This is a genomic window from Agrobacterium sp. CCNWLW155, from assembly GCF_036888815.1.
Lineage (GTDB): Bacteria > Pseudomonadota > Alphaproteobacteria > Rhizobiales > Rhizobiaceae > Agrobacterium > Agrobacterium radiobacter.
In genome coordinates, this window is the sequence record NZ_JBAKFW010000018.1 from 1 (window position 1) to 12,463 (window position 12,463).

Consider the following 12,463-nt stretch of genomic DNA (forward strand, 5'->3'; position numbering starts at 1 on the left):
GTCATAGGCGGATTGATTACCTCCACTTTCCTAAGCCTTCTGGTCATTCCTGTGGTCTTCACTTTCCTGGATGACGCACTTGTGTGGCTCAAGGCGAGGATTGGAAGGGGCGAGATCAAACAGGCGGCGGGATTTTCTACGTCTCAAGTTTAAAGCGTTAGGCACCACCGGAGGCGTTCCGACGCCGCATTAGGTCGCCTGTTGAGTTTCAGCTGGATTTGAGCCACTTTTCCAGCTCGCGTTGCGCCAACCTATCACATTTAAGATGTTGACCGAAAATCTCTTCTCCCGGTGTGGCCGGATCCCTCCCAAATGGAAAAGCGGGGTGCGGATCAAATTCGTGCGGTAATCGACAGTTAGCATTCAAAGCTTTCCGCTCGGCCACTTCGACAAAACCGATCATGGACCCAACCGGGTTGGAGACTAGAAGCCTTCACACGTATTTCCTACCTGGTCTGACGGTCCAGATGACCAACCCGAAGGCGGCATTGACCTGGATCGCAATAATGTCGCTCGGCCTCGCGCACTCTGCGCCATCGTCAACCGTGCTCGTGATCGTAGTCGGAAAAAATCCTCTCGGTTGTCGCTCACATCGCCTATGCCGTCGCCTTCTCGACCAAGCGCGTTGTCACGGCATATGACCGTGCTCGCAGATGGATTGACGCGGGATTAGGAGTGTTCTTCACCTTTGCCGGGATCAAGTTGCTTACAAGCCGGGCCTGATGCCGCACAGGCCCCCGAGGGTTTTGGGACGGTCTGACTGAGTTTCGCGACAAAATCGACCATATTGAAAAATCAGAGGAGTTTCTGTCGCAAAACTCGTTTGCAAAAGTTAGAATAATGCAGTGCAACGAGATGTAATAGCTCTCCTTGCTTTGCTCGATGATGCTTTCGAGCGAGCTGTAGGGGATGTAAGCGTAGCCGGCTCGCAAGAGCAACAAGGTGGTCAGAATACGCGATAGGCGGCCATTGCCATCCTGGATTGGATGGATTTCGAGGAAAACGGCAACGAAGATCGCGACGACCAAAAGTGGATGGAGCCACTTTTCTCGCCCTTGCTCATCCGGCCAGGCGATGAGCTCTTCCATTCGACGCGGCGTATCGAGCGGCGACGCCGTTTCGAAAACGATACCGAGGCTCTCGCCCTGCTTGTTAAATGCTTCCACGTTGTTGGACAGGGTTTTGTAGGCGCCGCGATGCCGCTCCTCTTTCGTCAAATGCGCAAGAAGGTTGCGGTGTAGCTGACGGATATGGTTCTCGGGCGAACGAAATAGTTTCGTAAGCACTGAAGATGGTCTCCATCACCTCCGCATAGCCGGCAACCTCTTGCTCGTCGCGGTGTCTTAAAACGACCCCAGACGAACGTTTGCCAACAACTTTTCGACCTCCGGTCGATGAGGCGTGCCCCTTCGATACGTGTGCAGGAACCGACGCTTTCGATCGTGGCAACCCGCCTGAGGCTGCATAGCCGCTCAGGCGTGATCCGGACGGTCGCCCCTGAGGCGCTGTCATGCACTATTTATCCATCCATTCCCATCCGATTTCCATGAAATAGTTTGTCGGATTTGTCAGTTTCTCATGAGCTAGATGACTGACCAGTCTTCACTCGAGTGGGTTCAGACTTTTGCAGCGAGAGGAGAAGTACGAGGACGACAGCTAGCAGGCCTATGTCATTGCCAAGACACTGGTGACCGAGCACGAGGACTTCTACGTCTCTGACGTCTCTAAGAGTTTGGACGAGATCGACGCGGAACAGCAGCGGGGTCGTAGCTTCGACTCCGCTCAAGAGCAAGAACCATTCCGGCATCACTCATGAAAATCGCCAAGAACGATTTTGCCGAACACTCCGCCGGCTTCCATCCGGCGATGGGCATCCGATGTAGCTGAAAGCGGATACAGTGCCCCGACAACGGGCTGAAGTTCTTTGCCCATCATTGGCAGCACATCGTCCCTGAACCGGCAGATCATAGCTCTCTTTTCTGAGCGCGATCTGGATTTCATGACTGTGCCCAGCAGTTGCAGATGATTGTGAAGAACAGTCCCGAGAGGAATGATGGCATCGCCATCGCGGCCCAACAGGCCGACTTGGACAAGCCGGCCACCAGGCGCAAGACTACGGATGTTGCGGGCGAGGTAGGACCCGCCGACAAAGTCGATGATCAGATCGGCACCATGCGAGGCGGTCACGTCGATGATCTCTGCCTCGAAGTCAACGCGCTTGTAGTCGAAGACGGCATCCGCGCCGAGGGCGAGTACGTTTTCGACGTTGTTTCCGGATGCAGTGGCCAGCACTGTGGCTCCGACGGCTTTTGCAAGTTGGACAGCAGCCGATCCGATACCGCCTGCAGCAGCATGGATGAGAACAATCTCTCCCTCCGCGACCCGCCCGAGATGTGCCAGCGCCTCCCAAGCTGTCACAAAGCTCTCCATGACTGCGGCTGCGTCCGTGAACGACATGCCGGCCGGGATGGCTGTTGCCATTCCGCTGTCGAGGCGCGCATACTGGGCATAGGCGCCGCCACCGACGATCCCCATGACACGGTCGCCAACGGCAAAGCCGGTTACTGCGTTTCCTGCATCTATCACTTCTCCTGCGACCTCGAGGCCGAGGACGTCACTGTCGCCGTAACTCTGCGAGCCATAGACGCCTTCACGTTGAAGAAGGTCGGCGCGATTGACACCTGCCGCCATAACCTTCACCAGAAGGTCGTCGGGACGCACTTCAGGCATGGGTGCTTCGGCAAGCCGTAGAACATCCGAGCTTCCGAATTCATCAAAGACGATCGCTTTCATCGCATGTTCCTCCCTTACTTCGAAAGCGCGCGCCGGGCGATGCTGGCAGCGAACAGTGGCGTTTCGCGGCTGTTGTGGTCACCACCTGCGGCCTGACGGGCGGCTGCAGCATCTTCGTAAGCGACCCCATGGTCTTCAATGAACTTCATGAACGCATCGGTTGGATGCGCTGTGACCTTGTTGGTGTAGCGGGTCCTGCCGTCATCGATTTTCTCAGCGATCAGTTCCCAGACGACATTGACCTGAGTTCTGCCACTGGCGGTGAAGACATCCGAGATCGAGTTCATCCGGCAATAGGTTGGTTCGGCGGCTTCGGCCACATAGTGCTGTACCACCAGGCCTGAGCCGATCTGCTCGACATTGATCGACATCCGACGGCCGTCATCAGTCCAGGTGACGCCTGCGGCAATATGGTCAGGCGGGCAGCAGCGAAGATATTCCGCTTCGGGTAGGTTGAAGAGCCAATCGGCAATGTCGATCTTTTCGAGCGGAATGTCCATCTCTGCGGAATAGGCGGATTGTGAGAGAATTGTATCAAGGATCTTGACCATAGGTGTGTTCCTTCTGTTTGGTGAGCAAAATTGCCCGTTGACGAGAAGGAATGTGCTCCTGATGACCTTGGATGATAACCAACTGAATGGTCGGAACGGTTTTGCGTCGTAGGCAAAGATGAGGGATCCACGCTTCGCTGAACATCTGGCGGTATACGTCGACGTCGTCCGCGCCGGCAGCTTTTCAGCTGCGTCCAGGCGTCGGGCTGTCACTCCCTCGGCTGTTGTGCGACAGATCGATGCGCTCGAGCAGGATCTGGGGGTGCCTCTCCTTGTCCGCTCGACACGGGCACTGTCATTAACGGACGCGGGCCGTCACCTCTTCGAGCGTGCGCAGCGCCTGCTCGACGATCTGGCCGATACGCATGCCGAGGTGACGGCATTCGATAGTGAGGTCAGTGGCACTTTGCGTATCGCCTGCTTCCCGACCTTCGGAAAGCGGTATGTCATTCCTGTCTTGGCATCGCTTGCACGGCAATATCCAGGCTTGCATGTTGAGCTGGACTTGACCGAACGACTGGCCGACCCCGTTGCGGAGCGACTTGATCTGGTGGTGAGAATGGGGGAATTGCCCGACAGCACGTTGATCGCAACCAAACTGGCACCCCTCGACCGGATACTCGTGGCAAGCCCCGCCTATGTTGAGCATCACGGCGTGCCGGAAAGCGAAGACGAGCTTCGCAATCATCGCCTTCTCGACAAGCTCCATGGCAACGATCTTCTTGAGTGGTCTAGCATTCTTGGCGCGCCGACAGGGGAAGCGTGTGAGCGCGTTGTATTCCGGTCCGATGATTTTGAAGCGCTGAACGGGGCTGCACTAGCGGGGATGGGTGTGGCGTTCCTGCCGAGCTGGGTATCGGGACCTTCGGTGAAGGTGGGTGATCTTGTACGCCTACCGCTATCGGGCGAAAGATGGAATGAAGCGGCCACCGGAATTTATCTTCTACGCGCGCTTCAGGTGCCATCTGCCAAGGTCAAGGCATTCACACTAGCGTTGAAAGATCACATTGGGACGCCACCGCGCTGGAGCTGAGAGGCGTACAGGCGAGAAACGCTAATTCGCAGAGGTTTTTGGCCGACGCCGCGACCAATAACGGCAGGTCCTTGCGTGCAAATCTGCTCAAGGCGATGGGAGGCCCGAAAGCGGCCTCCCATCGGACGAAGTTTAACCAGACGAGCATCGTCATTAGTCAACGGCGAAGTCGGTCGAGACCGAGACGGTGCGCCATTCGGAGAGGATGGCGCGGTCCTGTGCATGCTTCTTTTCGATCGCTGCGACGGTATCGCTACCAAGTGGCAGGCGCACCGGCGGATTGGGAGCGTCAGCGAAGGCGATCAGTGCCTCTGCCAGTTTTTGAGGATCACCGGGTTGGTTATGGCTGAGACCGGCCGCTATCGTGCGTACCTTGCCGACAGTCTCTGCATAGTCGCTGATGATGTTGCCGCTGACCGACAACGAAGAGCTGTCGAGAAAATCCGTGCGGAAATATCCCGGCTCGACGACGGTGACATGGATGCCAAGTGGCGCGAGTTCGTCATGCAGTGCTTCGCTTAAGCCCTCGACGGCAAATTTGGTCGAGGAATAGACACCGAAGCCTGCTGCACCACGATAACCGCCGATCGACGAAATATTCAGGATGCGGCCGGAGCGGGCCCGGCGCATGAAGGGCAGCACGGCGCGCGTCACGTTGAGGAGGCCGAAGACATTGGTGCGATAGACAGCCTCTATTTCGGATATTGTCGCCTCCTCGACAGCGCCCATCAATCCAAACCCGGCATTGTTAAGCAGGATATCGATGCGGCCGAAGCGATCGATCGCGGCTTTCACAGCTGCGGTCGCCTGTTTGTCGTCTGCCACGTCGAGGGCGACCGGAAGCAGGTTGGGGTGCTCGCCGAACCGCTGGGCGATCGCCCTTGGATTGCGGGCAGTGGCGATGACGGCGTCGCCCTGTGCAAGAGCGCGTGTGGTGATGAGGGCGCCAAAGCCACGCGAGGCGCCGGTGATGAACCAGATTTTCATGAGGGTGTCCTTGATGTCGGATTGATGGGGAAGTGTTGGACCGGGCCTCAGGGACGCGGCGATGTCATGGTGCAGAATGTAAGTTCCATCTCGCGGGCCAGCAGGTCCGGAAAGCGCGCCATGACGGCTTTGGTGTAGGGCTGCTCAAAATGCGCATCGAGATCGGCGCGTGATCGCCAGTTCTCATAGAGAATCCAGATGCTGGGATCGTCGCTGTCGCGGTGCAGGTGATAGTCGATCGACCCCGCCTCGGCGCGGGTCGGGGAGACGAGAGCCTGCAACGCTTCGCCAAGCATCGCGGCACAGTCCGGTTTGGCCGTCAGTCTGGCAATCAAGGTCAATGTTTCGGTCATGTCAGTCTCCTTTGAAGGCGTCTGCGGGGTAAACGGCTTCCCAGCCTGCGGTCGGGTTCGTTGCCAGCGTCCAGATCGTGTCGGCGGCCTCTCTTGCTTCTGTTGATCCGGGGCCGACGAGCGTGGCGATTGTCGCCACCGCGATGTGGATGCCGCGTTCGGCCAGAGGACCAGCCAGGCCCTCGACGACATTTCGCAGCGCAGCCTTGCCAAGCCCGAGGCTGGCATAGCCGGCATGGGGGGACACGGCGAGGCCGCCACCTGTGACCAGGATCGTGCCGCCGCGCGCACCGAACAGCTCGACGGATGCCCGGATCGTGTGAAGGCCGGCAGCGACATTGATGGCAAGGTCGTCCGTGACCTCATCGTCGCGCATGCTGAACAGATCCTGTTCGCGCACGACTGCCGCATTGAAAAGGATCGCCGTCAGGCCGCCGGTGATGCGGTCGCTCTCGGCGATCGCCTTGCGCAGTGCGGCCGGGTCGGTCGCATTGGCTTGTAAAGTGGAGATGGGGAGACCTTGCCCGGAAAGGGTTGCGGAAAGACCGGCCAGGCGGTCGGCATTGCGCGCGGTCAGCACGACATGCCAGCCTTCCCGACTGAATTTTTCCGCAACGGCCTGGCCGATGCCAGGGCCAGCGCCAATAATCATGATGGAGTTCGTCATGGAATGTTCTCCTGATGTGCTGGCCACCCGATGACGGGGTGGCCAAACGGGTGGGAAAGGGTTACGGCAGGACTTCGGCCAGTTCGATCAGATTGCCGTAGGGATCGCAGAAGAAGGCGAGGCGGCGGCTGATTGCCAGAAGCTCGAACGGCTCGGTGACGATGGTCACGCCGCGTGCCCGCAGCTCCTCGACGGTGGCATCGACGCTTTCGACATTCAGGCAAAAATGATGGTAGCCGGCATATTTGAGGCTATCGCCGAGATCGGTATAGGGGCGGACATCTTTCGGCGACGGATCGCCGCCGCCCAGGATTTCCACATAGAAATGGTCGTCCGTAGCAGGTGCAAGATAGGCAAGCTGCTCGTCGGCATAGTCCCATTCTGCAACGACGCGGAAATCGAGCTTCTCGACATACCAGCGCTTGGCGGTTTCAAGGTCCGGCGTGCGCACCGCAACGTGATGGCCACGCATGTCGGCGAAGGGCGATGCAGTGTTGTGGGCGGGAGGAATGAAGTCGGCCATTGTCTTGTCTCCTGTGTGGTCCGGCACCAGCGCCGGTTTGCGAGGAGAAATCTGGACCTTTTCAGCAATGAGAATTAGAGAGATAATCTTCCTCTCAATGATGAGTGAGGTTTGACAATGCGCAGTACGGATCTCTCGGAACTCGCGGCCTTCGATGCGGTCGCCCGTCACCGCAACTTTCGCCGGGCCGGCGAAGAGCGCGGGGTGACGGCTTCAGCGATCAGCCATGCGGTGGGCAATCTCGAGGCGCGCGTCGGCATTCGCCTGCTCAATAGAACGACGCGAAGCGTGTCACTGACCGATGCCGGCGCGATGTTGCTTGCGCAACTGTCGCCGGCCTTCGGCGAGATCGGCTCGGCGCTCGATGCGTTGAACCAGTTTCGCGATACGCCATTTGGCAAGGTTCGCATCAACGCGCCCAATTCGGTCGCACCGTTCGTTTTCCGATCGGTCATTGGTCCGCTCATCGCAAAAAATCCTGGACTCCAGCTGGAAATCGTCGCCACCGACCGGCTTGTCGACATTGTGGAGGAGGGGTTCGATGCCGGCATCCGTCTCGGCGAAAGCCTGCGCGATGGCATGACGGCTGTGAAGATCAAACCGCGGCTTCGGTTTGCCGTCGTGGGCTCAACAAGCTATTTCGAGCGTCATCCGCTCCCTAAAACCCCGGAAGATTTGCGTCGTCATGTCTGCATCCGCAATATCTATCCAAGCGGCAAGCCATACGCCTGGGAGTTCAGTCGCGCCGGCAAGATCATCGAATTCGAGCCGACTGGGTCTCTCTCGCTCGATGACCATGAACTGATGGTCGAGGCAGCACTTTCGGGCGTGGGGCTGGCTTATGTCTGGGAGGAACGGGCGCGTCCCTATGTCCAGAACGGCAGCATGATCGAATGCCTGGCATCCTGGAGTGCGCCCGAGGACTGGCTCTATCTCTATTACCCGACGCGAAAATACCTGTCGGCTGGCCTGCGCGCCGTCATCGATGCGCTGCGTGTGTGAAGGGACTGGCGCACCAACGGTTCGATTCCTGTCAAGAGACTAAGAGACGCACGACAGCGCCACGATGTTTCGCAGTCTTATCCGGTGACTGCTTGCCATCTCCGACAGCACGATCCAGGGTAAAACTCATGGTCTCGCTTATCTTGCCGAGGGTTCCGTCTTTCCGGAATCGCCTGCCAGAAACCACAAACGTGACGCGTTTTTCGATAGAGTAGAGCGAAATTGACTCTGCTGAAATACGCGTGAGCGCTCCGTTCTGCTGTGACGCAACGATATCGCCAGGTCTGACACCGAGAACGGCTTGCGCCAGCTGTGATCGCTCAGCTTCGATTTGTTGTTCCCAGCGCTCCAGATCAGTTTCAATATGGGCAAATGCTTCGCGGGCGGCCTGAAACGGACGCTCGGGCCCAAACCGGATCCGATCAGCCATGGCCAAGTTCTCGTTTGGAACCGACCTGTCCAGGGCACAAGCCGCGTTGGTGAACATCTCGAAGATGCGCTCGGCCTCATCGAGCGCCTGCAAACGCGACAGATAGGGTTTGACTTTTGCTTCGGAAATGGCAGGCGGCAGTACCCTGTCCTCTTCTCCATCCAGAAAGTCGATCGGCATGACGTCACGCAATTTGATCTTGCTTGTCGAGTGTCGTTCCGGCGGGTTTTCCTCACGCCACGATCGCCGATACCATTCTATCCAGGCAGTATCTGACGAAATGCACAGGTAGCTGTTCAGAATGAAATCTGATTCCGGCTGATAGAGATGGGTGCTTGAGCGCGCGCGACCTCCATGACGACACTCGCACACAAGCGTGCATCTTCTTTCGAAATCGGTACTCGCACTCCCTATCTCCCAAAAATGGCCCACCCCACGAATGGGGCAGGCCACAGCTCACCCTAGAAGTCCATACCTGGACCAGCGGGCAGGGCGGGAGCGGCGTCCTTCTTTGGCTTTTCGGCAATCATTGCTTCCGTCGTGACCAGGAGGCCGGCAACAGAGGCCGCATCCTGCAGGGCGGTGCGAACCACCTTGGCCGGATCGATGACCCCCTGAGCATAAAGATCACCATACTCGCCGGTCTGCGCGTTCCATCCGAACGACAGCTCGCTCTTTTCCCGGAGCTTGCCAACGATAATCGAACCTTCGGCGCCGGCATTTTCAGCGATTTGACGCACAGGTGCCTCGATTGCGCGGCGGACGATATCGATACCGACCCGCTGATCGTCGTTGGCAGTCGGGAGGCCGTCCAACGACTTAACCGCACGTAGCAAGGCTACGCCACCGCCAGGCAGAATACCTTCTTCGACGGCTGCGCGGGTTGCATGAAGGGCGTCATCAACGCGGTCCTTCTTCTCCTTCACCTCGACTTCGGTGGAGCCACCCACTCGAATGACGGCAACACCGCCAGCGAGCTTGGCAAGGCGTTCCTGCAGCTTCTCGCGGTCGTAGTCGGAGGTAGTCTCGTCAATCTGGGCGCGGATTTGCGCGACACGTCCGTCGATCTCGGCCTTGGAGCCGACGCCGTCAATGATCGTCGTGTTTTCTTTTTCGATCGCCACCTTCTTGGCGCGGCCGAGCATATTCAGCGTGACGTTCTCCAGCTTTATGCCGACGTCTTCGGAGATCACAGTGCCACCAGTGAGGATAGCGATGTCTTCGAGCATGGCCTTGCGGCGATCGCCGAAGCCTGGCGCCTTTACCGCCGCAATCTTGAGGCCACCACGCAGCTTGTTGACGACGAGGGTCGCGAGCGCTTCGCCTTCGACGTCTTCAGCAATTATCAGCAGAGGCTTGCCGGACTTCACCACCGCTTCCAGCACCGGCAGCATTGCCTGGAGATTGGAGAGCTTTTTCTCATGGACGAGGATATACGGCTCTTCGAGTTCGACCCGCATTTTATCTTGATTGGTGACGAAGTACGGGCTGAGATAGCCACGGTCGAACTGCATGCCTTCGACGACTTCCAGTTCGGTCTCGGCGGTCTTTGCTTCTTCGACGGTGATCACGCCTTCGTTGCCGACCTTTTCCATCGCTTCGGCCAGATACTTGCCGATCTCTTCGTCGCCGTTGGCCGAGATGGTGCCGACCTGGGCGATCTCCGAATTGCTGGTAATCTTGCGAGCGTTGGCTTTCAGTTCTTTAACGACGGCTTCCACGGCCATATCGATGCCGCGCTTCAGGTCCATCGGGTTCATGCCCGACGCAACCGCCTTGGCGCCTTCCTTGACGATTGCCTGGGCGAGGACAGTTGCAGTGGTGGTACCGTCGCCGGCGAGATCATTGGTCTTTGATGCCACTTCGCGCAGCATCTGCGCGCCCATGTTTTCGAACTTGTCTTCCAGTTCGATTTCCTTGGCGACCGAAACGCCGTCTTTGGTGATGCGCGGCGCGCCGAACGACTTGTCGATGACGACATTGCGGCCCTTCGGACCGAGCGTTACTTTTACCGCATTGGCGAGCACGTCGACCCCACGCAGCGTGCGCTCGCGCGCATCGGTGTTGAATTTGACTTCTTTCGCAGCCATTTGTTCACTCCTTCAATAGGCAGCTTTTTGACTGATGGGCGGCAGTGCGTGATTACGCAGCCTGCTTTTCCTCGGCCTGGGCTTCGATAATGCCCAAGACGTCGCTTTCCTTCATGATCAACAGGTCTTCGCCGTTGATCTTGATTTCGGTGCCTGACCATTTGCCGAACAGGATGCGATCGCCGGCCTTGACGTCGAGCGCCTGGATCTGACCGGCTTCGTTGCGCGCGCCAGTGCCGACGGCGACGACCTCGCCCTCGGAAGGCTTTTCCTTGGCGGTATCCGGAATGATGATGCCGCCCTTGGTCTTTTCCTGGGATTCGACCCGGCGGACGAGAATACGATCATGAAGTGGTTGGAACGACATGTTTTCCTCCATTGGACAAAAAAGATGACGCAAAATCCCCTACCGGACCGGGTGACCAATCCGGACGGGTGCGAACCTCAATCGAGCGTTCGCGGGCAAGATTTATTTTCGGGATTTTTCGATTTCAAGAGGGTGTTTTGGAAAAATTAGCACCCGGCCATCGCGGCTGCTAACATGCTATAATCGCTAAGTAATTTTAACTGGTAATGCGGAATTGTCTTGATGCCGATCAAAATTTGCGTCACCTTCGCCTTGTTACGAAATGGAGATGAAGCATGCAATTCTCATCTGACCTGGAGCGACAGCTCAATGGCTACGGACTGACGACTGCCCACATCCTCTATCGCATCCCAGACTTTGAATCCGTTCTACAAACCTATGTCTGGCAGGATTACGATCTCGCGCCCGTTTTCCCCGAGATGCACAAGTTCCTGGATTTTTGGCGGGCGTCCCTCGATGGGCCGCTGCATTCGGTTCGCTACAGCCATCAGCGCCTGATCGGGCCCAACGAATGGCGGCGCGTCGATGGCGAATTCAAGCTGCATTAAGGCTTGAATCTGACTTTTCCACTTCCCGGCTCACCCGGCGATCGGGGCTTGATGAGCCCGATCGCTTTCCACGTCTGTACGGAGTGAGACCACATGGAAGAAAATATCAGGATCATCAAGAGTGCCAGTATCCCGGAGAGGGAGGAGATCATCACCGATTTTGCTCGTTGGCTTGAGACCACCTCGCAAGATGCGCTGGTCTACGGTGAGGGCCGTTTTGCTGTGATGTCGGCCAATATGGCACAAGCGATCCGCATAAACGCCGACGAACTTGCACGCGACAATCCCGAAACGACTGAACGGGTATTGCAGCAAGCTTGCGCGATGATCTCGCAGTTCAAGGCGGCGTACCCGCATCGCGTTCTCAGTCGATCAGTGCATTGACGATAGAGCAAATTGGGGTCGGTAAAATTTGCAGCAGATCTTGAATCGCCCACACCGCATAGGCGAGATCTCACGCGGAAAGCGAAACCCCTTCAGCGGGGTAGTGAGCAAGGCATCTTCATGCCGGACCGATAATCCAAATGACCGGCTCAAACAACCTGGCAATGCCCCCGCAATCGCGATTCACCATTACCGGGCGGTTGTTCAAAGCCGCTCGCAATCAGGAGAAGGAATATTTTTCTCTGATTTTACGGCTCCAAAAATTTTGCAGCAGAGCCGGGTTAGGCAGAAGCTGACATTCAGTCGCTGGCTTTTCAACTGCATCCTCGCAGCTCGTACAGCCGTGTGTGGTCGATATCTCACTCGTACCCGTCGATATGGTAGTCTGCACCAGTAACGCTGATATAGTATCCTGCATGGTTAGCCCGCATGATATGCTATTATATATCGTCGTTGCCAGGCCCTGAAGAAGATTCTATATATTATCCTTGATGGTATCTTATGGTACAGGATAATGATTATCGCATAAAAGAATGAGCACATTACCCAGCAGATACGTGCAGCACGCGAGGCACGTGGCATGAGGTTGGCGTGATCTAGTCCTGGTGTATGCACAATGGGGTAAACGCAGGACGGTTATGTTGAGCCGCGAGCCAAATTTACTTTTTTGAATCTAGAGCTTTAGTCTTGCGCGTTCGCTCGGTCGGCGGTTCAAGTCCCGTCAAGAGCATGCCA

The 12,463-nt window shown here is 57.2% G+C and carries 14 protein-coding genes; 4 read left to right on the forward strand and 10 right to left on the reverse strand.

Going from position 1 to position 12,463, the window contains the following annotated elements:
* Nucleotides 1-596 precede the first annotated feature (596 nt).
* The 3 genes from V6S97_RS26390 to V6S97_RS26400 form a co-directional block, all read right to left on the reverse strand.
* Complete coding sequence (locus tag V6S97_RS26390; RefSeq protein WP_334428067.1) at nucleotides 597-1,286, reverse strand: Fic family protein; 690 nt, start codon at nucleotides 1,284-1,286, stop codon at nucleotides 597-599.
* 520 nt (nucleotides 1,287-1,806) lie between these two features.
* Nucleotides 1,807-2,793 (reverse strand): NAD(P)H-quinone oxidoreductase, encoded by a 987-nt coding sequence (locus tag V6S97_RS26395; protein ID WP_060726580.1) that lies wholly within the window; start codon nucleotides 2,791-2,793, stop codon nucleotides 1,807-1,809.
* Nucleotides 2,794-2,807: 14 nt separating this feature from the next.
* Nucleotides 2,808-3,344, reverse strand: coding sequence for a hypothetical protein (locus V6S97_RS26400; RefSeq protein WP_087744414.1), 537 nt, complete (start codon nucleotides 3,342-3,344; stop codon nucleotides 2,808-2,810).
* 118 nt (nucleotides 3,345-3,462) lie between these two features.
* Here V6S97_RS26400 and V6S97_RS26405 point away from each other — a divergent pair, with 118 nt between their 5' ends.
* Entirely contained in the window at nucleotides 3,463-4,377 is a 915-nt protein-coding gene (locus V6S97_RS26405) for a LysR family transcriptional regulator (protein WP_060726582.1), read from the forward strand.
* A gap of 153 nt (nucleotides 4,378-4,530) precedes the next feature.
* On the opposite strand, the gene V6S97_RS26410 is transcribed toward V6S97_RS26405, so the two are convergent.
* From V6S97_RS26410 to V6S97_RS26425, 4 genes are all read right to left on the reverse strand, one after another.
* Nucleotides 4,531-5,364, reverse strand: coding sequence for an oxidoreductase (locus V6S97_RS26410; RefSeq protein ID WP_111792092.1), 834 nt, complete (start codon nucleotides 5,362-5,364; stop codon nucleotides 4,531-4,533).
* 47 nt (nucleotides 5,365-5,411) lie between these two features.
* Entirely contained in the window at nucleotides 5,412-5,717 is a 306-nt protein-coding gene (locus V6S97_RS26415) for a putative quinol monooxygenase (protein ID WP_087744410.1), read from the reverse strand.
* Nucleotide 5,718: 1 nt separating this feature from the next.
* Entirely contained in the window at nucleotides 5,719-6,384 is a 666-nt protein-coding gene (locus V6S97_RS26420) for an SDR family NAD(P)-dependent oxidoreductase (protein WP_111792091.1), read from the reverse strand.
* 61 nt (nucleotides 6,385-6,445) lie between these two features.
* Nucleotides 6,446-6,907: a VOC family protein gene (locus tag V6S97_RS26425; RefSeq protein WP_060726586.1), complete on the reverse strand. Its 462-nt coding sequence runs from the start codon at nucleotides 6,905-6,907 to the stop codon at nucleotides 6,446-6,448.
* 117 nt (nucleotides 6,908-7,024) lie between these two features.
* On the opposite strand from V6S97_RS26425, the gene V6S97_RS26430 reads away from it, so the two are divergent.
* Nucleotides 7,025-7,909, forward strand: a complete 885-nt coding sequence (locus V6S97_RS26430; protein WP_060726587.1) for a LysR family transcriptional regulator — start codon at nucleotides 7,025-7,027, stop codon at nucleotides 7,907-7,909.
* Nucleotides 7,910-7,940: 31 nt separating this feature from the next.
* Here the strand turns inward: V6S97_RS26430 and V6S97_RS26435 are convergent, their stop codons facing one another.
* The 3 genes from V6S97_RS26435 to groES all read right to left on the reverse strand — a co-directional run bounded on the left by V6S97_RS26435 (nucleotide 7,941) and on the right by groES (nucleotide 10,796).
* Entirely contained in the window at nucleotides 7,941-8,531 is a 591-nt protein-coding gene (locus V6S97_RS26435) for a hypothetical protein (RefSeq protein ID WP_087744407.1), read from the reverse strand.
* Nucleotides 8,532-8,800: 269 nt separating this feature from the next.
* Nucleotides 8,801-10,429 carry a chaperonin GroEL gene (groL, locus tag V6S97_RS26440; protein WP_334428068.1) on the reverse strand — a complete coding sequence of 543 codons (1,629 nt, stop codon included), beginning with the start codon at nucleotides 10,427-10,429 and terminating at the stop codon, nucleotides 8,801-8,803.
* A 52-nt stretch (nucleotides 10,430-10,481) separates the two neighbouring features.
* A complete protein-coding gene (gene groES / locus V6S97_RS26445) occupies nucleotides 10,482-10,796 on the reverse strand; it encodes a co-chaperone GroES (protein WP_060726590.1) in 315 nt (104 codons plus the stop codon).
* A 275-nt stretch (nucleotides 10,797-11,071) separates the two neighbouring features.
* On the opposite strand from groES, the gene V6S97_RS26450 reads away from it, so the two are divergent.
* Both V6S97_RS26450 and V6S97_RS26455 read left to right on the forward strand, forming a co-directional pair.
* The gene (locus V6S97_RS26450; protein ID WP_334428069.1) at nucleotides 11,072-11,344 is read left to right on the forward strand and encodes an usg protein; all 273 of its coding nucleotides are present in this window, start codon (nucleotides 11,072-11,074) and stop codon (nucleotides 11,342-11,344) included.
* A 93-nt stretch (nucleotides 11,345-11,437) separates the two neighbouring features.
* Entirely contained in the window at nucleotides 11,438-11,728 is a 291-nt protein-coding gene (locus tag V6S97_RS26455) for a hypothetical protein (RefSeq protein WP_307008203.1), read from the forward strand.
* Nucleotides 11,729-12,463: the final 735 nt, after the last annotated feature.

Bases quoted from the DNA above. Each gene is read 5' to 3' on its own strand.
- V6S97_RS26425 (WP_060726586.1), bottom strand. From the start codon at position 6,907: ATGGCCGACTTCATTCCTCCCGCCCACAACACTGCATCGCCCTTCGCC.
- groL (WP_334428068.1), bottom strand. From the start codon at position 10,429: ATGGCTGCGAAAGAAGTCAAATTCAACACCGATGCGCGCGAGCGCACG.
- V6S97_RS26405 (WP_060726582.1), top strand. From the start codon at position 3,463: ATGAGGGATCCACGCTTCGCTGAACATCTGGCGGTATACGTCGACGTC.
- V6S97_RS26400 (WP_087744414.1), bottom strand. From the start codon at position 3,344: ATGGTCAAGATCCTTGATACAATTCTCTCACAATCCGCCTATTCCGCA.
- V6S97_RS26450 (WP_334428069.1), top strand. From the start codon at position 11,072: ATGCAATTCTCATCTGACCTGGAGCGACAGCTCAATGGCTACGGACTG.
- V6S97_RS26395 (WP_060726580.1), bottom strand. From the start codon at position 2,793: ATGAAAGCGATCGTCTTTGATGAATTCGGAAGCTCGGATGTTCTACGG.
- V6S97_RS26455 (WP_307008203.1), top strand. From the start codon at position 11,438: ATGGAAGAAAATATCAGGATCATCAAGAGTGCCAGTATCCCGGAGAGG.
- groES (WP_060726590.1), bottom strand. From the start codon at position 10,796: ATGTCGTTCCAACCACTTCATGATCGTATTCTCGTCCGCCGGGTCGAA.
- V6S97_RS26430 (WP_060726587.1), top strand. From the start codon at position 7,025: ATGCGCAGTACGGATCTCTCGGAACTCGCGGCCTTCGATGCGGTCGCC.
- V6S97_RS26420 (WP_111792091.1), bottom strand. From the start codon at position 6,384: ATGACGAACTCCATCATGATTATTGGCGCTGGCCCTGGCATCGGCCAG.
- V6S97_RS26410 (WP_111792092.1), bottom strand. From the start codon at position 5,364: ATGAAAATCTGGTTCATCACCGGCGCCTCGCGTGGCTTTGGCGCCCTC.
- V6S97_RS26415 (WP_087744410.1), bottom strand. From the start codon at position 5,717: ATGACCGAAACATTGACCTTGATTGCCAGACTGACGGCCAAACCGGAC.